This is a genomic window from Paenibacillus sp. PvR133, assembly GCF_017833155.1.
Classification (GTDB): Bacteria; Bacillota; Bacilli; order Paenibacillales; family Paenibacillaceae; genus Paenibacillus; species Paenibacillus polymyxa_B.
In genome coordinates this window covers 1747071-1768958 of the sequence record NZ_JAFIBS010000001.1, presented here as the reverse complement: position 1 = coordinate 1768958, position 21888 = coordinate 1747071, and the positions used below count along the sequence as shown (strand labels likewise).

The 21888-nt window shown below is 47.3% G+C and carries 19 protein-coding genes, 1 pseudogene and 1 riboswitch; of the genes and pseudogenes, 11 read left to right on the top strand and 9 right to left on the bottom strand.

Annotated elements, in window-relative coordinates:
- Nucleotides 1–3: 3 nt before the first annotated feature.
- The 3 genes from JOE49_RS07885 (at nt 4) to JOE49_RS07875 (ending at nt 3982) form a co-directional block, all read left to right on the top strand.
- Entirely contained in the window at nt 4–1722 is a 1719-nt protein-coding gene (locus JOE49_RS07885; RefSeq protein ID WP_209940847.1) for a copper resistance CopC/CopD family protein, read from the top strand.
- 31 nt (nt 1723–1753) lie between these two features.
- A complete protein-coding gene (locus JOE49_RS07880) occupies nt 1754–2497 on the top strand; it encodes a YcnI family copper-binding membrane protein (protein ID WP_209940846.1) in 744 nt (247 codons plus the stop codon).
- A gap of 237 nt (nt 2498–2734) precedes the next feature.
- Nucleotides 2735–3982 carry a stalk domain-containing protein gene (locus JOE49_RS07875; protein ID WP_209940845.1) on the top strand — a complete coding sequence of 416 codons (1248 nt, stop codon included), beginning with the start codon at nt 2735–2737 and terminating at the stop codon, nt 3980–3982.
- Nucleotides 3983–4080: 98 nt separating this feature from the next.
- Here JOE49_RS07875 and JOE49_RS07870 read toward each other — a convergent pair whose 3' ends face one another.
- On the bottom strand, nt 4081–4464 hold the full coding sequence (locus JOE49_RS07870) for a winged helix-turn-helix transcriptional regulator (RefSeq protein WP_023986690.1): 384 nt from the start codon (nt 4462–4464) through the stop codon (nt 4081–4083).
- A 189-nt stretch (nt 4465–4653) separates the two neighbouring features.
- Between JOE49_RS07870 and JOE49_RS07865 the strand changes: the two genes are divergently transcribed.
- Nucleotides 4654–5328 (top strand): NAD(P)H-dependent oxidoreductase, encoded by a 675-nt coding sequence (locus tag JOE49_RS07865; protein WP_028541224.1) that lies wholly within the window; start codon nt 4654–4656, stop codon nt 5326–5328.
- A gap of 104 nt (nt 5329–5432) precedes the next feature.
- Here JOE49_RS07865 and JOE49_RS07860 read toward each other — a convergent pair whose 3' ends face one another.
- Together JOE49_RS07860 and JOE49_RS07855 are read right to left on the bottom strand one after the other, a co-directional pair.
- Nucleotides 5433–5813, bottom strand: a complete 381-nt coding sequence (locus JOE49_RS07860; RefSeq protein ID WP_023986688.1) for a TIGR02328 family protein — start codon at nt 5811–5813, stop codon at nt 5433–5435.
- A gap of 33 nt (nt 5814–5846) precedes the next feature.
- On the bottom strand, nt 5847–7103 hold the full coding sequence (locus JOE49_RS07855; RefSeq protein WP_068941032.1) for a DUF445 domain-containing protein: 1257 nt from the start codon (nt 7101–7103) through the stop codon (nt 5847–5849).
- Nucleotides 7104–7696: 593 nt separating this feature from the next.
- Between JOE49_RS07855 and JOE49_RS07850 the strand changes: the two genes are divergently transcribed.
- The 3 genes from JOE49_RS07850 to JOE49_RS07840 all read left to right on the top strand — a co-directional run bounded on the left by JOE49_RS07850 (nt 7697) and on the right by JOE49_RS07840 (nt 13197).
- Nucleotides 7697–8578 (top strand): AraC family transcriptional regulator, encoded by an 882-nt coding sequence (locus JOE49_RS07850; RefSeq protein WP_028541226.1) that lies wholly within the window; start codon nt 7697–7699, stop codon nt 8576–8578.
- Between the two features lie 50 nt (nt 8579–8628).
- A riboswitch (cyclic di-GMP riboswitch) is annotated at nt 8629–8709 on the top strand.
- A 193-nt stretch (nt 8710–8902) separates the two neighbouring features.
- Nucleotides 8903–12421 (top strand): collagen binding domain-containing protein, encoded by a 3519-nt coding sequence (locus tag JOE49_RS07845; protein ID WP_209940844.1) that lies wholly within the window; start codon nt 8903–8905, stop codon nt 12419–12421.
- Between the two features lie 110 nt (nt 12422–12531).
- Nucleotides 12532–13197, top strand: a complete 666-nt coding sequence (locus tag JOE49_RS07840) for a class D sortase (protein ID WP_023986684.1) — start codon at nt 12532–12534, stop codon at nt 13195–13197.
- 89 nt (nt 13198–13286) lie between these two features.
- Here JOE49_RS07840 and JOE49_RS07835 read toward each other — a convergent pair whose 3' ends face one another.
- On the bottom strand, nt 13287–13754 hold the full coding sequence (locus JOE49_RS07835) for a cupin domain-containing protein (RefSeq protein ID WP_013308442.1): 468 nt from the start codon (nt 13752–13754) through the stop codon (nt 13287–13289).
- A gap of 327 nt (nt 13755–14081) precedes the next feature.
- Between JOE49_RS07835 and JOE49_RS07830 the strand changes: the two genes are divergently transcribed.
- The 4 genes from JOE49_RS07830 (at nt 14082) to JOE49_RS07815 (ending at nt 17088) form a co-directional block, all read left to right on the top strand.
- A complete protein-coding gene (locus tag JOE49_RS07830) occupies nt 14082–14819 on the top strand; it encodes an amino acid ABC transporter ATP-binding protein (RefSeq protein WP_029514673.1) in 738 nt (245 codons plus the stop codon).
- A gap of 42 nt (nt 14820–14861) precedes the next feature.
- Nucleotides 14862–15692, top strand: coding sequence for a transporter substrate-binding domain-containing protein (locus tag JOE49_RS07825; RefSeq protein ID WP_160788638.1), 831 nt, complete (start codon nt 14862–14864; stop codon nt 15690–15692).
- 71 nt (nt 15693–15763) lie between these two features.
- A complete protein-coding gene (locus JOE49_RS07820) occupies nt 15764–16423 on the top strand; it encodes an amino acid ABC transporter permease (protein WP_023986681.1) in 660 nt (219 codons plus the stop codon).
- A gap of 14 nt (nt 16424–16437) precedes the next feature.
- Nucleotides 16438–17088 (top strand): amino acid ABC transporter permease, encoded by a 651-nt coding sequence (locus JOE49_RS07815; RefSeq protein WP_023986680.1) that lies wholly within the window; start codon nt 16438–16440, stop codon nt 17086–17088.
- Between the two features lie 15 nt (nt 17089–17103).
- Here the strand turns inward: JOE49_RS07815 and JOE49_RS07810 are convergent, their stop codons facing one another.
- The 5 genes and pseudogenes from JOE49_RS07810 to opp4B form a co-directional block, all read right to left on the bottom strand.
- A complete protein-coding gene (locus JOE49_RS07810) occupies nt 17104–17871 on the bottom strand; it encodes a LysR family transcriptional regulator (protein ID WP_245248352.1) in 768 nt (255 codons plus the stop codon).
- Nucleotides 17872–17877: 6 nt separating this feature from the next.
- Nucleotides 17878–17958, bottom strand: a pseudogene (locus JOE49_RS26310) (LysR family transcriptional regulator); the annotation flags it as partial.
- Between the two features lie 160 nt (nt 17959–18118).
- A complete protein-coding gene (opp4A, locus tag JOE49_RS07805) occupies nt 18119–19939 on the bottom strand; it encodes an oligopeptide ABC transporter substrate-binding protein (RefSeq protein ID WP_209940843.1) in 1821 nt (606 codons plus the stop codon).
- Nucleotides 19940–19981: 42 nt separating this feature from the next.
- A complete protein-coding gene (locus tag JOE49_RS07800) occupies nt 19982–20890 on the bottom strand; it encodes an ABC transporter permease (RefSeq protein WP_160788636.1) in 909 nt (302 codons plus the stop codon).
- Nucleotides 20891–20918: 28 nt separating this feature from the next.
- Nucleotides 20919–21887: an oligopeptide ABC transporter permease gene (opp4B, locus tag JOE49_RS07795; protein WP_104497429.1), complete on the bottom strand. Its 969-nt coding sequence runs from the start codon at nt 21885–21887 to the stop codon at nt 20919–20921.
- Nucleotide 21888 lies beyond the last annotated feature (1 nt).

The following is a 21888-nucleotide window of genomic DNA, read 5'->3' as shown; positions in this document are numbered from 1 at the left end:
GGCATGTTGTACCTGTCCAGACCAGCCCGTGTGGCTTGTCTTTTATTGCTGTGTCTCCCCCTTCTGATCCTGTTTCCTCACTCTTCGTGGGCTCATGCATTTGTCATTGAATCCAGTCCGACCGAAAATCAGGTTTTGGACAAGTCGCCTTCTCAGGTGACCATCACCTTCAATGAAGATTTGCAATCTGCCTTCATGTCGATCAAAGTGACCGATGAAACAGGCAAGCGGGTCGACACAGGAAAAGCACAGCTTGACCCGAATCACAAATCCACCATGGAAATCCAATTGATTCCAGGGATGAAAAATGGAATTTACTCCGTCAATTGGAGAGCTTTATCCGCAGACGGACATCCGGTTAATGGAGTTATTCCATTTCAAGTAGGCAGCGGTTCCAATGCGCCTACCCATCAAGCTGCCGCATCTGAAGGCTCAGGGACATCACGAATCGACTTAATCGCTGTCCGTTGGTTTCTTTACATAGGACTATCGCTGCTTTTTGGAGCGATTTGTTTCCGGCTGTTCATCTTACCGAGCATAAGCCAAGACAAGAATCGAAGTGAACAGCATAAGCAAAATCAGCGGCCCTTTGAAACATTGCCCCGCTGGACTAAGCTGCTATGGAGCGGCTACGGCATAACGTCTGCCGCCATTCTGATCAGCCTGCCACTTCAGGCTTCATGGGATGCCGGGGTTTCCATCAGGGAGGGCTTCTCATTCCCGATTCTGGGAGAAGCTCTCCAGTTTACTGGAGCCGGACAAATTTGGTTTATCCAGATGATTCTCGTGCTACTCCTAAGCGTAACGCTGATTTACGCGCTGGATCACAGCATTTCGAATCGCCAGCGCCGTCTTTGGGGATACAGCTCGGCTCTCCTAACGCTATGCCTCATGCTGTCCAAGGCCTTTGTCGGCCATCCGGCAGCGGCTACGCATCCAGCTCCAGCCATTGCGGCGGACTTCGTCCATCTCGCGGCAGCAGCCTTTTGGATCGGCTCACTTGCCGTCATGGTCGTGTGCCTGCCGGTTGCCGGAGCAGAGTTGCCCGTATCCGAACGGGCAACTCTGCGACAAGCCGCCTTGCGCCGCTTCGCCGGCTGGGGCATTGCGATGGTGGCAGCGTTACTCGCCACCGGTATATATGGAGCCGTGCTGTACATTCCGGCTCCCTCCATGCTGCTGAACACGTCCTATGGACTCGTTCTGCTCGGCAAAGCAGCGCTGCTGCTAGTCATGCTGGTCTTCGCGGCCAGCCAGTTCCGCAGCGCACGGCAAGCGGCGGCGAGTAAGCGAGCCGCTGGGGGATTGCGTGCCGAGTTGTCCGTCGGCCTGCTCGTGATGCTGTTGACCGCGGTGCTCACTCACCTGTCACCCGGCCAGGCACCTGCTGTACCATTTGAGGAGACTCGCACTACGGGCGAATATAACGTTACACTGGCAGTCAGCCCCAATGCTGTGGGCAGCAATGAATTTAAGGTATCCGTTCAGGATAGCAATGGTGCTGCCGTTTCGGGAATCCAGCAGGTCACGTTAACGCTCACTCCAGCAGACCCTGACCAAGATCAACAGGAATTTGTTCTGCCCGTAAAGCAACAACAACCATTCCGCAGTCAGGAATTGATAACCTCCGAAGGAACATGGGCGGTAAAAGTACATGCTCTGACGGCATCACTCGATGCGGTTGATGCTGAATTTACCCTGCATGTAGGCGGTAAAAAATAATTATTTTATACTTAAAAGGAGCGAAATGAATATGAATACAACGATTCAAACAGCAAAATCCAGATTTTCCAGGTTTGCAACCTCTGTGGGTCTAATTGCGGCGGGTGCCTTATTTTTTGCAGGTTTGGCCAGTGCACATGTGACAGTCAAGCCTTCTGTTTCACAACCTAATGCGTGGGAAACGTACACATTGAAAGTACCCGTGGAAAAAAACATTCCAACCACCAAAGTCGCCTTGAAAATTCCGAAAGAGGTCGTTTTCAAACAATACGAGCCTGTACCGAATTGGAAGGTAGCCACCGAAAAAGACAGCTCTGGCAAAGTAACCACCGTGACCTGGACGACTGAAAAAGACGGCATTCAAGCGGGTCAGTATCAGCGTTTCAGCTTTGTAGCGCAAAATGCAGACCAGAATACCGCAGCAGCCTGGGACGCCTTCCAATATTATAGTGACGGAAGTATTGTGGAATGGACAGGCGACGAAGGAAGTAACAACCCTCATTCCATTACCGAAATCACGGCAGATGCCACGTCCCAAACTCCTGCCGCAGACAGCGGACACGATTCGGCGGGCACGGCAGCAGGCCATACGAGCACAGATACGGCTAAAGATAGTAGTAGCCCCGCACCTGCTTCTAACAATGCTGTAGAGGCTACACCTGCCGCTTCTGCTCCTGCCAGCTCTACTGCACAAACGACAGCACTCGTCCTCTCGATCATTGCAGTCGTTCTTGGTGCTGCAGCTGTCGGCATTACACTCAAGCGCCGCAAGTAATCTGGGTTACGAATGAAGTTAAGATCGTTTTAAAAAGAAAAAGCTGACACCTAGTTAAAGGGGTCAGCTTTTTTTGTATGAAAGAAAACGATTAATATTCAGCTTTAATACATACTCAAATTCATCTCATCCTATTATTTCACATTCACCTTTCTATCATTTTTTTGGTAAAATGGTAGATACCTCACGATTCTAACATGATAGCATTGCAATCTATTGAGCATAGGAGATCATAGGATGAAAATCGTAAATAAGGCTCTGTTATCTAGCGCTATTTTCCTGAGTACCGCAGCGGGCATCTATAGCCCCTTGGCACAAGCCGAGACCGGCAAGATCAGCATTATGCTGGACGGATATCCATTACCGTTCCCCGTACAACCTGCCATGATGAACGGCACGACCATGGTTCCCTTTCGCGCTATTTCTGAGGCTCTCGGCATTACAGTGAAATGGGATCAAGCCAGCCAAAGCATCACTGCTACCAAAGCGCAAGGCTCTGCTACCAAACAGGTGGTTCTAAAGATGGGTAGCCGCAATGCCACAGTGGACGGACAAACGGTTCAACTAACAGCCGCTCCGCAAACCGTGCACGGCAGCACCATGATTCCGCTGGGCTTTTTCGGGCAGCAGTTTGGAGCCACGGTGAACTGGAACCAGGGAACACGGACGGTCTCCATTACATCGCCACGTGAAGCTATGTATACAGTAGGCTTCTATGCGCTGTCTTCCTTTGACCAAAAATCCAAAATACCGGATTTTAACGCAGTTGCCTTCGGCTGGAGTCGAATTGATACGAACGGACAATTTACGACAAACGGCAAAGAATACAAATGGCCTCAAGCCGCTGGAACCGTAACGCCGGAGTCCATTGTGCAGGAGGCAGACAGCCAGGGGACTTCCCCTTACCTGATGGTCTATTCCGGAGATGGCAATCACGAACTGACCAAGGTTTTGGAAAATGCGCAGCTTCAAGAACAAACCATTTCCCAAATCGTCAGTACCGCCACCGACAAACAATTTAAAGGCATTACGCTAGATCTGGAAGGATTGGGCTGGAGCGGCGATAAAGCCAAAGCGCGTTCAGACTACAACGCCTTTATTCAAAAGTTATCGGCCAAAGCGCATCAGGCTGGACTCAAGCTCACCGTCGTTCTACATCCGCTGAACAGCTCTTACTCTGGCTATGACTACAAAACGCTGGGCAATCTGGCGGACGATCTGATCATCATGGCCTATGATTACGGACAAAAGGCTACGCCTGAGCCTTTGGATAAAGTGGACGAAGCCATACAACTGGCCTTGAAGGAAACCTCGCGGGACAAGCTCATTTTGGGGATTTCGATGGGTAGTGAAAAAGATAGCACCGTTAACGTCAAGATCGGTTTAGCCAAACGTTATGACCTCAAAGGAATCGCTATCTGGCGCTTGGGCATCATTGGAGAAACGGCCTGGGCGCAGATGAACGAAGCCATCGAGTTTAAATAAGTGTACATTTTATCTAAATAACCCAGACCTTATTCCGCCCGCTAATGATTTCTTATGCGTCTTCTATGAAATCATTTGGCGGGCTTTCTTCATGCCCTTTAACAAAAGTGCTTGCCTGATTTGGAAGTTGTCGTCACAGGCTCGCAACCCTGTTCTCCATAGAAGATCCCCCAGTCTCTCATAAAATCCAGCAACGGCCTTAACGTATCTCCCAACGGGGTAAGCGAGTATTCCACACGCGGTGGGTTCTCATTATAAATTTCACGGTGCACAATGCCATCTCTCTCCAGTTCACGCAACTGCAAGGTTAGCATCCGCTGTGTAATATTAGGTAAGGTCCGTCGAATTTCGTTATAGCGCCGCGGTCCTGTCGTCAAATGATACAAGATGACTCCCTTCCACTTGCCGCCTATAACCCCGACGGTTTTCGCTACCGGACATCCAAAATTAACGCTAACTGCATGTTCCATCTCCTGTGCCATGTATACCCCTTCTTTCTGTAGAATGTGTAAACCAATAGCCCCAGACGCATGACAAGGAACAAATATGTGCGTACTTGTTCCCTGCAAAAACTTTCTATATGATAACTATATATTCGATATCAGCTCTCATTATAGTAGCAGAAAACCCATAGAGTACCAACTAAACCCATATCAAAAGGAGTATATTTTATGTCTAATACATCAGCTAAAAAACAGGAAATTCTGGACGCCTTTCTGTTCAGGCACGCCACGAAAGAATTCGATCCCAATCGCATCATACCAGAAGAGGATTTTCAGTTCATTCTCGAAACCGGGCGACTTTCTCCAAGCTCCGTTGGTTTTGAACCATGGCAGTTTGTAGTTGTACAAAATCAGGCATTGAGAGAAAAGCTGGCTGCAGTTTCCAGCGGCGGTCAAAAGCAGATTCCTGCGGCTAGCCACGTCGTCCTGATTTTGGCGCGCAAGGATGTTCGTTATGATTCTCCTTACGTGGAGTATATGTATAAAGAGGTTAAAGGTATGTCTGAGGAGGACTTTGCCTCACTGCCAGGCCGCTATAAGATTTTCCAGGGTGAAAATCAACGCTTACTGGAAAACGAACGTACGTTATTTGACTGGGCTTCCAAGCAAACCTACATTGCCTTAGGCAATATGATGACAGCGGCGGCTCAGATCGGTATTGATTCCTGTCCAATTGAGGGCTTTAACTACGATCAGGTGCATGCCATTTTGGAGGAAGAAGGACTGCTAGAAAACGGGCTGCTCGATATTTCAGTCATTGCTGCCTTCGGTTATCGCGCTCATGAACCCAAGCGGGAAAAATCCAGACAACCGCTGGAAAAGGTCACCCGCTGGATTCTGTAATCTAATATCCCGAGTCTCTCCCCCAAGCACTGAACACTGAAGCATCAAAAAAGCGGGCTTGCGGCACTTCATCTGAATGATGAACATACCGCAGCCCGTCTTTTTTAGGTCACTTCAATCTCTATTAAAATACCCTTGGAAGCCAGGTTATCCAGGCACTCCTTCATATACTCATCGTCATGCTCCACATATGCACCCGCGCCTGCCAGTTCCTCACCCAGCTCCGCCTCCCAAGGCTCACACTGCTTACCGCGATACAACGGCTGTTCCCATAGTGGATCAACATTGTACCCTCTGCTTTTCATTTCGTCCATAATGAGCCTATGATAGCGCACCAGCAGCATTGGGTGATAATCGAACACATAATTCACGGTGGCGTGTGGCTTGCCCCACCCATTCCCGCGCAGGGCACAGCACTCACGATGTTGCCCCAGCAGTTGCGGACGGGGTAACCTGTCGATTAAATGTTCATGCCAAAGCCTCATGCTTCCACAACCCTATCTGTAGCTTTTTCTGGTCTATTGGATTAGCATACGGATACCTGTCAGCACAATGCCGATCAGGAAGCCTGTAACTGCGCCGTTAATACGTATCCACTGCAAATCCTGTCCCAGTTTGTCCTCCATCAGTGCAATCAGGGATTTGTTATCCATTTTGTCTACATTTTCGCGTACCAAGTTACCAATTCGACTATGGTTGGCTTCCACCAGTCCAGTAATACCTTCCACAATTCGCACATTGATCTTGTCCAGCAGCTCGGTATTCCCTCTTAAATCAGTCAGCATCCGATCCAATAGCGGTAAAATATAGGTCTGCACATAGCTTCCGTCTTCCATGTAGTCCAATAAGCGTATACGCAGTTCTTCCATTTTGCCCAGCACTGACGCATCGCCTTCCCAGGCTTCAACAAGGCTATCCTTCCAGCCGTTCAACCCTTCCTGAACCGTATCTTTCGTCGCCAATCGGGTCACCTGTGTTCTCAGACCATCCAGCACGGCCTGGCGGCGCGGGTGCTCTTCCCTTTGCAGTTCTGCTACCTGATCCAGCAGGAAATGACGAATCATTTCACCCATACGCTCTTCGTTCAGATAGCCGAGGAATGCGTTCAAGGCAAACTGCATCAGCCCGCTCACCTGCAAACCGCTAACAGCCTGCATCCCTAAGGTGCCCAGCGTATAACCCGTTTCGGGTCGCAAAAGCCAGGACTCGGCTTGCTCCAGCGTGTAATCCAGTGCGCGGCGATCATAGCCCTTCTCGCTGGTTTGACGAGCAAGCGCCTCCAGCAGCGGTCCGGTGTCAAAGTCAGTCACCTGCCGCTTGAGCTCTGCCACGATGACCGGAGCCAATTCCGCGAGCGGGAGCGACTGGACGAGACGCTTGGCAAGAACATCTATGGATGCCGCCGCCTCCGGCGTGCGCATTCCTTTTTCCACACCGCCCAGTACCAAATCGGCCAAACGAATATCTGCAATTTTAGACGCAATGCTGTCTTTGTTTAGCAGGTTATTTTCCACGGTACTCACCAATGCATTCGTGAGCTTGTCCCTATTTTTAGGAAGCAGCGCCGTATGTGGTATCGGAATGCCTAGCGGATGACGGAACAAAGCAGTGACAGCGAACCAGTCTGCCAGTCCCCCTACAAGTCCTGCCTCAAAAGCTCCGGCTAATAAACGAGCCCAGCCATATTGCTGGAAGGGCAATGTGGCTGCAAAGCCTGCCCCTAGAATAACGAGCGACCAAGCCGCTGCGGTTTTCGTACTTTTTGGTTTTCCCATCCTGTAATCCTCCAAACTGACTGTCGAGTAAGTAAAGCACTATACCTGTATTACCCATCATATCATTGCCCGTGTCATTTCCAAAGTTGAAAGCACTTTTGATGAAACGCGCAAGGGCACTTTTTGCGTAATTTTTTATGCATATATCTCTCTTTTTTACATTCATGTTTGTGAACAAAATCACAGTACTGGGCCCAAACTCTTATTTTCAATAATAAGCCTTACGAACCATTTTAACAAAACCAAGTCCCAATTTTTTTAAACCGAAAGGAGAAGTGAACAAGAAAGTTGAATGGGCATAAGATACCTTTTTTCAGTACCATTTTGGTATTTGACCTCAGAAAGGATTTGAATCCATGATAACCCCAGATTCTTTCAACAGCATTCGACTTTTTCATATGGATTATCAGATTAAATATCCATAAAAAGCGAGACTCCCATAAAGCTCACACACATAATTTGATATATAGACATATTTGTTGTGATAAAATAAACTTTTATAAATAGGAAATCATGTTTAATCAGCCATTATATATTGGTAAATCAAACCAAGATATGCTAGATAAAATTGCTTTTTTGTAAAGGAATTGAATATGACAACAGACCAAAAAAACAACGTGGGCCTCTGGAATGGCGATCCGGTCGTAATTGTACGCACTCCCTCCGCTTTTGCCAAGCAATCCCTTTTATATATCCAGGAATTAGGCTACTTCCAAAAAACTTCTGCTTTTACGATGGAAAGGAAAGAACTTGCCTCTTTTTTGCTTGTCTTTACGTTGTCTGGTAAGGGAGAATTACTGTACCGGGGCAAGAAATATATCATAAAACCTCAAGATTTGTTCTTTATTAATTGCGAGGAATATGTTCAATACAGCACCTCCGGTCATGAATCCTGGGAGTATATCAGCCTGTACCTGTATGGCAACCTGATCGAAAATTTTTACGAACAATTTGCCAAGCATAATAAACCGGTCATTTCCATGCATAATCCGCATATTATATTGGATAAGCTCCATGCTCTGATTTGCGGGCAGTCTGACAGAAGTCTTTCCGCTGAGCTGCTAACGTCCAGGCTCATTGGTGAAATACTAATGTGCATTTTGCAACATCCCTATGATCATCCGCATGTGAATGCTGAAACCCTCAGCGAAGTACGCCGGGTACAACAATATTTGGATCAGTCCTACTGTGAGCGAATAACACTGGACTCGCTGGCAGACATGTTTGAATTAAACAAGTTTAATCTGGCTAAAAATTTCAAAAAGCAGATCGGTTTCTCTCCGATTGATTATCTCATTAATGTCCGTATCACAGCCGCTCAAAGCTGGCTTAAAACCAGTGACATGTCCATTGTGGATATCGCAAGGTACGTAGGGATTCCCAATACGAGCCATTTTATTAACCTATTCAAGGAGCATGTAGGAGAAACACCTCATTCCTTCCGCAAAAAATGGGGGAACCGTTCCAAGTTGTAAATGAGAGGTTACATGAAATCAGTTTGATAGATGATAGACGCACAAGCTATTCAAGTTAATGGCAAAACTGTCGAAAGGCAGTGACGCAAAACTATAGGGCCTTCCTATCCGGATGGCAGCCAGCTACCAGATGAACGAGCTTTTTATTATGTCTTTTTTACATAGATCCATCACAAATTGCTATGCCTCTCTCGAAGAAAGCCCTGATCGCTATGATCAGGGCTTTTTTTCTATTGGGATAGTCATGTCTGCCTAGCATGCTGAATATACTAATTTCGAACGAAGCATTGCCATATTACGATGAATAGGAGAATCACTTGGAGCATGAGAACAAAAATAAATGTAATGATCATTGCCTTATTGCTCATTGTCCAAAGCTTTTTCAGCGCAACGCTGGCTTACGCAGATGCTCCAGCCCCAGAACTGCCGCAGAGTGCTGTATCTGATCCTACACCTACCGTTACAGATGCTGTATACGTTGTCCCAAACCTTGAACCTCCTGGGGAGATTCCTTCAAACACGGTCCCCTTCGTTCAAGGAGCAGTCAGTTCAAAGTCTCAACATGATGCAGCTCCGCAGAGCATATTAACGAAGTTGAGCCTGACAGACGAAGCAGGGCGTGTCATTGATGCGGTATATAGTCCAGACAGCCAATTCGACATCGGATCAGCCATCCAACTAGGCTATGAATGGGAGCTTCCTGACAATACCTATAAGTCAGGGGACACCTTCATCTTTCATTTACCAGAACAGCTTGTCATCTACACTGATATCTCATCTCCGTTAGTCACTACCGACGGAACCGTGGGATACTTCACAGTAGATCGTCAGGGCAAGGTGATCATGACCTTTAACCAATATGTAGAGAATCACTCCAATGTCAGCGGCAAACTACAAGTTAAAACCGAGTTTACGAAAGAAACGGTGAAAGGCAGTACAGAGATCATCATTGCGATTCCGATCAAAGGTGGGGTGCAAACGGTCATCGTGAATGTTAAACCCCAGTCAGGGCCAACCCTAAGCAAACAAGGGAAAATAGCTGGCACAAACCAGATCGACTGGACCATTGATGTGAACAAACAGCTAAACACCGTAAAGCATGCCCTCATCACCGATCCCATTCCTTCAGGGCTGGAACTCAGAAGAGACTCTATCCGGCTCTATCATCTACAAATCAATATCGACGGCTCGACCGTTGTTCAAGACCTAGTAAATGCGAGTGAATATGTCATTGAAGCAGATCAAGCCGGGACAGGGTTTGGGATTCGTTTTCAAGATCATAGCATTAACACGGCCTATCAGATTCAATATTCCACGCGTATTATTGGCGATGAAACTCGTTTCTCCAACACAGCAACGCTTTCAGGAGATGCGATAGAGAACGTTGTTGCTACCGCTACTGTTCAGGTGGAACGTGGTGAATTTTTGTCCAAAAAGGTTGAAAAATATGATCATGCCACACAAACACTCTCGTGGGCCATAAGATATAACTTCAGCGAGACAAAAATTCCCGAAGCCAAAGCTCTTTTAATTGATCATTTCAATAAAACTCAAGAATTGCTGCCCGGTTCTTTGAAAGTATTTAAGGGAAACACACTGGAGGAACTCCCATCGTGGGCGTATACTGTCATCCCAGTTGATTATCCGGACCGCAACGGCTTCAAACTTCAATTCAACTTCGACGTAGATTCAGCCTATACCATCCGATACCAGACTCAAGCCAGAGGCCGTGTCTATGATAATGGAAAAGTTATAAACATCATAACCTCGGATGGAACGCAGAAGATTGTATCGACGGAAATCATAAGCGGAGTTATGACTAAAATGTATGACACACCCAATTACAACACCAAAATCATACCTTGGGTGATTACCATCAATACAGACTTGTACATCATGAAAAATATTGTCATTCAGGATGTGTTTCCAAACGGGGGCTTGGCCTTGTTACCGGACACCCTGAAAATTCAAAGTGTTGACGGAACAACGGAGCTACGTGCACCCACGGATTATGAGCTGATTCCGCTATCACAGGACTATAAACAAGGATTTACGCTCATTTTTCATAAAGCCATTCAGAAGGCTTATACAATCAAGTATTCAACCACCTATAATAATGACTGGAAAACGGATACGACGAAGCCCGAGTTTCGTAATAAATCCCATATAGAATACCAGTTTGAAGACGGAGAAAGATCATCGCAAGACGTGGAGTGCCCGATCTGGCCGGACTTTATGACACAACGAAACGGTGCCAAGCAAGGAAGCTATAATGCGACCTCCAAGCTCATTACCTGGGACATTAAAGCTAACTACAATCGCAAGATTCTGAATCATGCGGAAGTGAGAGACCCCTTGTTGCAAGGTCAGAAGTTACTGCCCGCCTCCGTAAAAGTATACGATATGACCTTGCTGGGATGGTGGGATGGCGTACAAAAAGGGGCTGAAATCCCAGCAGATCAATACACCATTATTCCTCCCTCCCAGCAAAATGGTAATGAATTGCGTATCCAGTTCAAAAATAAGATACAGACTCCCTACTGGATTACCTTTCAAACTTCATTGGAAGGAGAACTGATTGAAAAGGAAATCCATAATCAAGCCCTTCTACTGGATGGACAAAAAACTGTCTCCGAATGGGCAGCGCAAGTCACGGTACCTCATGGCGGAGAATATGTATCTAAAGTCGGTGCACAAAATGGAAATAAGATTGACTGGAGCATCCGCATCAATGAAGGACAGTCCCATGTATCCAACGGTAAAATTATAGATCAGCCTAGCAGCAATCAAATCCTAATTGAGGATTCCTTTCATTTGTACTCTACAATCATCGCTGCCAACGGAAATACAACCAAGGGCACCGAGTTGATTAGAAACCAAGATTACAAGCTGTATATCAAGACAGACGCTCAAGGCCAGCAAACGTTTGAACTTACTTTTGCCAAGGATATTTCCACTGCTTTTATACTTGAATATCAATCGTTCATTCATGCTGAGGACAAAGCCAAGGTGAGTAATAAGGTTGCCTTTGAGGGGGATCGCTTGACGACAGAGATGCGGGAAACCAGCCAGGAAATCATCGTACGAACGTCTTCCGGCTCCGGTTCTGGCGGGGGTGTGACCGAAAGTCTTGAGCTGACCAAAGTAGATCAGGATATGCCTGACAAGGTACTGCCTGGCGCACAGTTTGCGCTCTATGATAAAGGTCAAAAAAGAGCCCCTCTCATTCAGACCACCAATGCGGAAGGCAAAATCATCTTTTCCTCCTTGCTTCATGACGATTACATCTTGGAAGAATTGGCAGCACCGGAGGGCTATAAAGTCACCGAGGGCAAGCTCGAGATCAAAATAGACGCAACACTGCGGCAAAGCTCTGGCGTAAAGAGGGTTGTGATCACCAATCGTAAAGAAAAGAAAAACGAACCAGGAACGCCTACTCATCCAGATCCTTCACCCCCGTCCGGAGGCTCAGGTAAAAAACATGACAAAGATCCAGAAATACCCGATACTCCGTCTATAACCGTTCCTCCGTCATTGCCAAAGTCTCCGGAGGACATAGTCCCTCCACAGGAGGAACCTGCGCCTATACCGCCGGAGCCGGAGCCGCCAGCCGTCATGCCTCATCAAGATCCTCCTCCTCCTCCGGTGGATTCGAAAGACGATCCCGAACCTAAGATCCGTCTCAAGGTTCCGGGAAAAGAACCTGAAGATCCGGAGGATACACCTGCGGTACACCAATTGCCCCAAACAGGTGAAAGCAGCCCCGTTCCGTTCTATTTGACAGGCATAGCGATGGTTATGTGGGGCGTATTTTTGAAATTCACACGAACAAACAAAAAATAAAACCGATCACCTGCCCTGATCTCCCGACTCATTCCCGATTGGAATGAGTCGGGAATGGGGCATTTTTCAAAAAATATGTATAATCCGTACTTTGCTTAGGGGAGGCGAGATTGCTGAGTCTGCGTAAACTTTCCTACGTATTTATTGTGTTAGGCTTACTTTTTATTTTGTTTCCTAAAGCGACAGAATGGAATGAGGATCAGGAACAAAGCAAGCTATTAAAAGCAGCAGAGCTACCATCTGGAAAAAGCGACGCGCTATGGCCCCCCAGTCTTACGGACAGCTATGCTCGCTTGTCCACTCGTCTTACAGAAGTTCCGGTTAGTGAAGCACGACAAAATACTTCCCCATCCCCTGCTCCCATGGTAAGCGCTAATGAACAAACTCCCATAGCCACTATTAGTATAAGTCGTATTGCTTTAAAGCTCCCTGTATTGGAAGGCGCAACGAGGATAAATATGAGACACGCGGCTGTACATATGCCGGAAACGGGGACGCTGGGACAAGCAGGGAATGCCGCCATTGCTGCTCATCGAGCCCGTACCTCTGGACGTTTATTTAATCGTCTAAATGAATTGAAGATCGGGGATAAGATTGTTGTTAACGCTCGGGGTAACCAATATGTATATAGCGTTTATAGCCTGAAGGTGGTCGATCCTACGGACGTGTCTGTTCTGAAAAGCTTCAAAAAACAAAAGCTGCTTACACTGATTACATGTGACCCTCTCGTAAACCCCACCCATCGTCTCATTGTTCAGGCGAAACTAAGCACCTAAAGCTATTTTAAAGCCCTATTTCTATGAGTAAACATAAATCAGGCGGGCCATTCCTGTTCATTACAGAAATACACCCGCCAATGCTCACATCATGATTCAGTTGGATTCTTGGCAATCAGCTTGAAATCATCAAAGTGGAATCCTGGTGCAACCACACAGGTTACCAGCACGGGCTCATCCCCAAGCGGACGTGCCGTTTGCCATACTGCTCCTGGAACGAGTGCTTGTGGATGCTGTCCTGCCTCCACATCCGCACCGACGATAATCACAGTTTCTTCACCAGGCTCTTCTCCACTTCCACCCAATTTCAACTCTACAGGGCTTCCGCTATGATATAACCACAGCTCATCAGAATGGACCACATGCCACTCGGAGAACTCACCCGGATGCAGCAAGAAATACGTAGACGAAGCTGCAAAGCGCGGACCGGAATACACATCCGGCAGTACAGGCTTCGGAATTTGGAAATGGGCCTTCCACATCTCTTTGTACCAGCCGCCTTCTGGATGGGGCTCCATGCCCAATGCCGTTACTAGCGGTGAAATAGCTTTCGTCATTGTCTAACCTTCCTTTACCCTAAATTCCTTCTTCCCTACTGTAAAACATAGCGTTGCTTTTGTCACGTTTCTCCCTTGGCATGTCGAGGATCAATAGTTTATGTCAAATTTAATAACATAAAATTACGGATATTTATTCGTTTTCAACATATAAATAACAGTTTACTAGCAAAAAACACACCAAAATACATCACACGTAAAGTTTAGTGACATAAAATCTTGTTTTTTATTGTAAGCTTATAGTATCATGAGAGAAATTTTTAAATTCTAATAGAGCTTGATCATGTCAATCCGTCTACTAAGCTATGTATCCAAGCCTAAAAAGGAGTGAGCTCTCTGATCCAGTTTCGCAACGTCAACAAGCATTACGGTCACTTCCATGTACTCAAAGACATTAATCTTCAGATTAAGGAGGGCGAGGTCGTCGTAATCATCGGTCCCTCCGGCTCGGGTAAAAGCACCCTGCTTCGCTGCATCAATCGTCTGGAAACGATATCGGATGGGGAGCTGATCGTTAACGAGATCCCTGTACACGACAAAAAAATTGATATTAATGCCTTCCGCCGCAATATCGGGATGGTGTTCCAACATTTCAATCTGTATCCCCACAAAAAGGTGATTGAAAACATTGTACTGGCACCTATGAAGGTACTGGGCATCTCGAAAGAAGAAGCTACTCAAACAGCCATCACCTATCTAAAGCGCGTCGGAATCGAAGAAAAAGCACAAAGCTACCCCGCCCAATTGTCCGGTGGACAGCAGCAGCGGGTCGCGATCGCCCGCGGGCTCGCGATGAATCCAAAAATTATGTTGTTTGACGAGCCTACTTCAGCTCTTGATCCCGAAACGATCGGAGAGGTACTGGATGTTATGCGCTCGCTCGCCCATCAGGGCATCACAATGGTCATTGTCACTCATGAAATGGGCTTTGCACGTGAAGTGGCGGACCGCGTGATTTTTATGGATAAAGGACAGATTTTGGAAGACAGCCAACCTGCCGAATTTTTTCAGAATCCGGGTGAGGAACGGGCTCGCCTGTTCCTGAGCCGTCTGATTCATCATTAAACAGACTACCAATGTAGCGTAAATCGAAAGGGGAATGTTCTGATGAGAAAAAGATTTCAATGGAGTACTTTGGTGCTGGTAGCTTTATCTTGTCTGCTCGTCTTGGCAGGCTGTGGAGGCAAAGAAGGAGCGGCAACGTCGGGGAATGAGCCGGCGGCAGCCAACGGGCTGGAAGCGATCAAACAGCGTGGCAAACTGGTCGTTGGTGTGAAATACGATACCAAGCTGTTCGGACTGAAAGACCCGGCTAGCGGAAAAGTAGAAGGCTTTGATATCGACATCGCCAAGGCTGTAGCCAAACATATTTTTGGCGATGAAACCAAGCTTGAACTAAAAGAAGTCACGTCCAAAACACGAATCACCTTATTGCAAAACGGGGACATCGACGCCATTATCGCGACGATGACCATTTCGGATGAACGTAAAAAGCAGGTTGATTTCAGCGACGTCTATTTTAACGCCGGGCAATCTCTGCTTGTGAAAAAAGGGAGCCCCATCACCGGGCTGGAGTCTCTGACCCCGAATACCAAGGTGCTCGCCGTGAAGGGCTCTACTTCCGCCAAAAATATCCGTGAAAAAGCACCTGAAGCAACGATATTGGAATTCGAAAACTATCAGGATGCTTTCAACGCCCTCAAAGCAGGTAAAGGAGAAGCCTTGACTACGGATAACTCTATTCTGCTCGGCATGCAGCAGCAAGACCCGAATTATACTCTTGTAGGCGGGAACTTCACAGAGGAACCTTACGGCATTGCAGTGAAGAAGGGGCAAACCGAACTGCTACAAGCTATTAATGATACGCTCAAGGAACTGAAAAGCAACGGTGAATACGATAAGCTCCACGAGCAATGGCTTGGGGTTAAACCCGAATAGTATTCTTGTGAAGGAGCCGCAATTGCGTGCTCCTTCCTTTCTTAAGTCTGGATAAGGAGGTAAATTCGCAGATGCTTACTTTTGATATCAACGTACTTTTCGATCATAGCGACCGTTTCAGAGAAGGCTTGCTTCATACCGTTCAAGCTAGTGTCATTGCCTTGATCGGAAGCTTTATTCTAGGGGCTATTATTGCCATCCTCCGAATTGCGCCTTTTAAATGGCTGAACTGGATCGGTACCGTCTATGTAGAGGTCATCCGCAATATCCCATTGCTGATCGTCGTACTGTTTTTTTATCTCGGACTTCCTACTTTGGGCATCCCTTTGGACGGATTCGTATCTGGAACGCTCGGATTGACTGTATACACAGCCTCCTTTATTGCTGAAGCCATACGTGCCGGCATTCAATCTGTGCCCAAGGGGCAATTTGAAGCGGCAAGGTCCTCCGGGTTGAGTTACAACCAGACGATGATCAGCATTATTTTACCGCAAGCCATCAAAATTGTACTGCCTGCGATCGGCAACCAATTCATTAATCTGGTCAAAAACTCTTCCGTGCTGGCTATTGTGGCCGGACTGGACCTAATGTATTACTCGGACCTCATTAACTCGGATACCTTCCTGCCCATCACAGTCTACGCCATCACGGCGCTGTTGTATCTTATCTTGACGGTTCCGCTTAGCTTTCTTGTACTTTATATGGAACGGCGTCTGTCCAAAACATCCTAAGGAGGGAAGCCCGTATGGATTTCGGTGGATTGTTTGTGTGGCCTAATGTGCGTTTTATACTGGAGGGCTTCCTGCTCACACTGGAGGTTGCTATTTACTCTATCGTGTTCAGCTTCGTTCTTGGTATCTTATTCGGCATTCTGCGCTATACCCGCTTACCTGTTATTTCACAGGTTGCAGCCTTTATCATTGATCTCATTCGCAATCTTCCATTATTGCTCATTATTTTCTTCATCGGCATGGTTTTACCATCCATCGGAATTTCGATTTCCCTCAAGTGGGCAGCCATTACAGGCCTGTCGATCTTCGAGGGAGCCATGATCGCCGAGATTGTGCGCAGCGGTCTGAATTCGGTCCATAAAGGACAGGTGGAAGCCGCACGTTCCTCCGGTTTAAGCTATTCTCAAACCTTATGGCATATCATTCTGCCCCAAGCGCTTCGTCGCATGGTGCCCCCGATGGTCAGCCAGTTCATTTCCCTATTCAAGGATACCTCACTGGCTGTCATTATCAGTTTGCCGGAGCTGACGCATAACATTCAGATTGTCGGTGGGCAAAATCAATCTTTTGTCATTCCAGCCCTGCTGTTCGCAGCTTTCCTGTACTTTGCTGTCAATTACAGTATGTCACTGATTGCACGCAGGCTGGAAGTTCGTACACATTAAAGCTCGTGATACTCATCAGGGTTGCCACAAGTTGGAACGCACTGTTAGTACAGCTTGTATCTTTTCAATCAATCGCTTCAACGCTTCTCCCTGATAACGGCCAGACCGATAAGTCAGCTCTAGCTGACCCTGGAGCACGTCGCACAAAATAGGTACAGCGCAAAATTGTGAGCGATCCAATTCTGTCGCAAGGGACTCCGTCTGTAGGGTTACGGCAAGTCCCTCCTGTACCCAGCGCAGGATTGAAGGTATGGAATTTGTCTCCAAGACGGTTGCAAAGGGATACCCGCGATCACGGAAGCACTTCTCAATCAGTTTCCTGCCGGGATGACACTCTGGCTGCATCGCCCAGGGTACATGCCTCAATTCGTCCAGCGTAATGGAAGTACGGTTGGAAAACACATGCTCTACCGGAACAACAAGACAGTAGTTCTCCGTACGAAGAGGAAGCTGGACAAGCCTTTCATCCGTAGCCGAATGCAGCGTAATGCCAACATCCACTCGGTTATCTAGCAGCTGTTCTGTTACATCAAATGATGGATGGATGTGCAGGCTGACTCTAGGAAATGACTGATGAAAATGGATAAGCAGCTCTTGCAATGGTTCCTCCAGCTCCGGTAATGCAATGCCAATCCGCAAACTCCCGCGTTGCTCGGTGCGCAACTCCTCAATGGAAGCCTTCGCTTGCTGTAAATCCTTGAGCGCATGTGCACTGTGTTGCAGCAACAATTTCCCGGCATCTGTCATTTTTATTTTCTTGCCTGCACGGTCAAAAAGCGTCATGCCCAATTCCTCTTCCAACGCCTTAATTTGCAAGCTAAGCGTGGGTTGGGAGATTCCGATCTTTTCCGAAGCTTTCGTAAAATGCAGTTCCTCGCATACGGCAATGAAGTATTGAAGCTGACGTATTTCCGTCTTCCTTCTCTCCCTTCGAGAATCCCCAGAATGATTGCATTAAAAGGTCAAAAGAAGCGCAAAATCGGATCAATCCGGTTCGCGCTTCTTCTTCAGGTTGTTGCGCTTTTTTAGATTATTGGGCTACTTCGGCTTTTTCCGCAGTCAACGTAATATTCGCAAACGTGTCTGCATCATACTCCTTGCCACGGGTAATATCGTAATTGGCTACCCGATTATTCACTGCCTCCAACGAGTAACGGAATAACGTCGGCACGATTGGCGCCTCCTCGCTCATATACGCCTGCCACTGATTGTATATATCTCTACGATAATTGTCGTCAAAGGCTTTCACAGACACCCCTTCCCGCAACAGCTTATCATTCTCTTCACTTGTAAAACGCGAATAGTTAAAGCTGGCTCCGCGTCCATACAGTCCACTAGGGTCTATATCTGAACCCGTACTCCACGCACCGCCAAAAATATCAATGCCGGGGTCATCCTTTTGCACACGATCATAGAAAGAATTGAACTCAAGCAGACGACCGTCCACCAGCTCGACATGAAGTCCGACATCCTTCCAGTTTTGCAAATAAAACTTTGCCAGCGATTCAGCTGTCGCATCTCCGCTCATTGCCGCATAATGGAGAACCAGTTCCTTGCCCTTAGGGTCCTCACGGTATCCATCTCCATTGGTGTCCACATAGCCTGCCTCGTCCAGCAGCTTTTTCGCCTTGTCCGGGTCATACGCGATGCCCTTTGCATTTATATCATGATATCCCTTAAAGGCAGGCGGAATCAGGGATGTTGCTGGAATCCGAAGTCCATGATAGAGCTGCTTGCCGACCTGCTCATTATTCAGCGCATAGCCGAGGGCCTGACGCAATGACTTGTTCGCCAGCTTGGCGTTCGGGTCCATGATATTTAGATTCTTGGCCTGATCGAATTTGCCCATCTTAAAGCCCACATAGCTATAAGATAATTCCTCCTGACCGAGAAACTGTACATTTTTCGGATTGCTGGCCTCATTGTAACGGGTGGTTGGATAGCTGGCCCAATCGACTTCTCCACTTTTCAGCGCCTCGGTAATGACATTCGGGTTCACCACCTTCAGATGAAGACCATCCAACTTGGGCTCACCGTGGAAATAATCTTCATTTTTGACGAATTCCACAGATTCACCTGTGACCATTGATTTAATTTTGAACGGTCCATAGCCAATCGGATTTTTACGGACAGGATCAGATCCGGCCATATCTTTCACGGGGATATTCTGAAATACCTTTTTCTCCAGTGGTGTAGACCAAAGTCCCGATTTCACCGAAGGATTAGGTTCCTTGAAGTGAATGGTAACCTCTTTCTCATTCAGCACCTTGACGCCAGAAATGGTTTTGGCCTTACCCGCGTGATAATCCTCCATGCCCACAATGTTGGTCATAAAGCTATCATAACGCGGACCTTCGTAGTCTTTATGACCGATCACTTCATAGGAAAAAGCATAGTCCTCTGCCGTTACGGGATTACCATCCGTCCAGTTCAGTTTGGGATCAATTTTTACAGTCACCGCCTTATTGTCTGGGGAAAAGGAAATCGTCGCCGCTCCTTTATTGTCAATATTTAGATTGGAGTCAATCGAAAACATAGAAGGGTAGAAAAACTGGAAGACTTCAAAATCAGGATTGCCTTCATAAAATACAGGATTCAGAATACCTTCAAAAGGGGTATCAGACACGAGTGCATAATTGATGATGCCACCCTTAATCGGGGCCTTATCGTTCTTGATCGCCTTCTCCAGCGCTGTGGCATTCACCTGCTTGCTGTCGGACCCTGTGCCGCCTGTACCGTCAGACGATTTCCCTCCATTCGAAGCGGAAGGCGAACCGCTGCATGCGGCCAGAGAAAGCACCAAAATTGCAGATAGAACAGGCAGAATTCCTTTTTTCCAGTGTTTAACCATTGTAAATCCCTCCTTGTCATTGTCCTTATCCTTGAACTTCAGTTAACCCAATCGTTGTCTGGCATCCGTGGCGCGTTTGAGCGCCTGGCCAATAAAGTTAATCGCCAGCATTAGCACCAAAATAAGCAGTGAGGCAGGCAACCACATCCACCAGCTATTCTGCAAAACATCCGGGTCATTCGCATAACTCACCAGTGTACCCAAGCTTGGAGTAGATTCCGGTAAGCCAAAACCGAGATAAGAAAGCCCGGTCTCAATCCCGATATTTCCCGCGAGGCTGAGGGTCAGATTGACGATCACGACCGAGCTAAGATTAGGCAGCACGCCAAACCAGATGATTTTCCAATTGGGTGTGCCAAGGGTTTTGGAAGCCTGCACATAATCCAGTTCGCGCTCCGACAACACCTTGGCCCGGATCAGACGTGCTTTTCCAATCCATAAAAAGGCAGTCATAATGAAAATAAAGGACCCTATGCCGCTTTTGGGTACAATGCTGACAAATACGATGACCAACATCAGAAATGGAAGTACCAGAATAAAATCAATGATCCGCATGATGATGTTATCGACCAGTCCCCCATAAAAACCAGCCAGCAAACCTAACGTTAAGCCAATAGCGGCGGATAACAATGTAATCGTAAAGCCAATGGTGAAGGAATTGCGGGCTCCAATGACCAGCTGGCCGAAAATATCCCTGCCCGCTCGATCTGTGCCCAGCCAATGCACTGAGCCGGGAGCTTCACGGATTGCGCCCAAATCCACCGTCGTGACTACATCCTGATTTACAAACAGGACAGAGGCATATATAAAGATCAAGAACAGAATTACAAAGCCAATGGAAACCAAGGCCGTTTTGTCACGCACCAGCTCACGACGCAGTACAGACCAACTGGATGGTGATTTACGAATGATTTCCGGCGTGAAGACCTCCTCCACCTGAATAGACACCATAATCCCTCCTTTTCTCTAGACTTGTTCGCTATTCGATTCGAATGCGGGGATCGACTTTGCTTAGGATGACATCAGATAAAAGGGTTCCTAATAGCGCCAAGAATCCGGAAATCATGACCAACGCGTTCACGACTGAAAAATCCCGTTGAGTGATGGACTGGAGAAATAGTTGGCCCAACCCCGGGTATCCAAAAATAGATTCAAGGAAAATGTTGCCTGCAATTACTCCCGTCAGGTCATAGCCCAAAAAGGCAGCAATCGGCAATAGAGAGTTTTTGAAAATATGGCGGGAATAAATTTTACCTTCGGGCACCCCTTTGGAACGCGCTGTTTTCACAAAATCCTTCAGTCGTGTGTCAATGACCTCATTGCGCAAATACTGAATCGTAGCCGTTGTACTGAGCAATGCGCCTGTAACCGCTGGTAAAATGAGATGATACGACTTGTTCACGTAATATGACCATGTCCCCGGCTCCACGCCTACATCCACACTGCCGCTGGTTGGAAACCAGCCGAGCCTGAATCCGAATACGTACAGCAGCAACAACGCGAGTATAAATAGAGGTGTGGCAAAGCTGAGATAGGTATAGCCCACTACGGTTTTGTCCAGCAGACTATGCTGATAACGACCGCTGAGTACGCCGAGCGGAATGGCGATCAGATACGTCAGAACCAGAATTACTACGCCCAGGAAAAACGTGTTCCCCAGACGGCTGCCAATCAGATCGGTAACGCTAATTTTATGTACATAAGATTTGCCCAGATCCCCGTGAGCAAGCTGGACGAGCCAGTTCCCATACTGCACCCACACCGGGTCATTCAGTCCCAGTCTTTGTCGCTGTTCTTCCAGTGCGGCCGGATTCAGATTGGGTGTCGAAGTAATAAGTCCCGTCAGGGCATCCCCCGGCATAGCCTTAGCAAGGAAAAATATAAGCACGCTCAGTGCAAAAAGTTGAGGGATCATAACCAGCAGCCGACGCAGTGTAAATTTCCACATT

Bases quoted from the DNA above. Each gene is read 5' to 3' on its own strand.
- JOE49_RS07800 (WP_160788636.1), bottom strand. From the start codon at position 20,890: ATGGTGTCTATTCAGGTGGAGGAGGTCTTCACGCCGGAAATCATTCGT.
- JOE49_RS07835 (WP_013308442.1), bottom strand. From the start codon at position 13,754: ATGACGAAAGCTATTTCACCGCTAGTAACGGCATTGGGCATGGAGCCC.
- JOE49_RS07845 (WP_209940844.1), top strand. From the start codon at position 8,903: ATGAGAACAAAAATAAATGTAATGATCATTGCCTTATTGCTCATTGTC.
- JOE49_RS07880 (WP_209940846.1), top strand. From the start codon at position 1,754: ATGAATACAACGATTCAAACAGCAAAATCCAGATTTTCCAGGTTTGCA.
- JOE49_RS07825 (WP_160788638.1), top strand. From the start codon at position 14,862: ATGAGAAAAAGATTTCAATGGAGTACTTTGGTGCTGGTAGCTTTATCT.
- JOE49_RS07885 (WP_209940847.1), top strand. From the start codon at position 4: ATGTTGTACCTGTCCAGACCAGCCCGTGTGGCTTGTCTTTTATTGCTG.
- JOE49_RS07865 (WP_028541224.1), top strand. From the start codon at position 4,654: ATGTCTAATACATCAGCTAAAAAACAGGAAATTCTGGACGCCTTTCTG.
- opp4A (WP_209940843.1), bottom strand. From the start codon at position 19,939: ATGGTTAAACACTGGAAAAAAGGAATTCTGCCTGTTCTATCTGCAATT.
- opp4B (WP_104497429.1), bottom strand. From the start codon at position 21,887: ATGTGGAAATTTACACTGCGTCGGCTGCTGGTTATGATCCCTCAACTT.
- JOE49_RS07855 (WP_068941032.1), bottom strand. From the start codon at position 7,103: ATGGGAAAACCAAAAAGTACGAAAACCGCAGCGGCTTGGTCGCTCGTT.
- JOE49_RS07875 (WP_209940845.1), top strand. From the start codon at position 2,735: ATGAAAATCGTAAATAAGGCTCTGTTATCTAGCGCTATTTTCCTGAGT.
- JOE49_RS07810 (WP_245248352.1), bottom strand. From the start codon at position 17,871: ATGACGCTTTTTGACCGTGCAGGCAAGAAAATAAAAATGACAGATGCC.
- JOE49_RS07850 (WP_028541226.1), top strand. From the start codon at position 7,697: ATGACAACAGACCAAAAAAACAACGTGGGCCTCTGGAATGGCGATCCG.
- JOE49_RS07820 (WP_023986681.1), top strand. From the start codon at position 15,764: ATGCTTACTTTTGATATCAACGTACTTTTCGATCATAGCGACCGTTTC.
- JOE49_RS07870 (WP_023986690.1), bottom strand. From the start codon at position 4,464: ATGGCACAGGAGATGGAACATGCAGTTAGCGTTAATTTTGGATGTCCG.
- JOE49_RS07860 (WP_023986688.1), bottom strand. From the start codon at position 5,813: ATGAGGCTTTGGCATGAACATTTAATCGACAGGTTACCCCGTCCGCAA.
- JOE49_RS07815 (WP_023986680.1), top strand. From the start codon at position 16,438: ATGGATTTCGGTGGATTGTTTGTGTGGCCTAATGTGCGTTTTATACTG.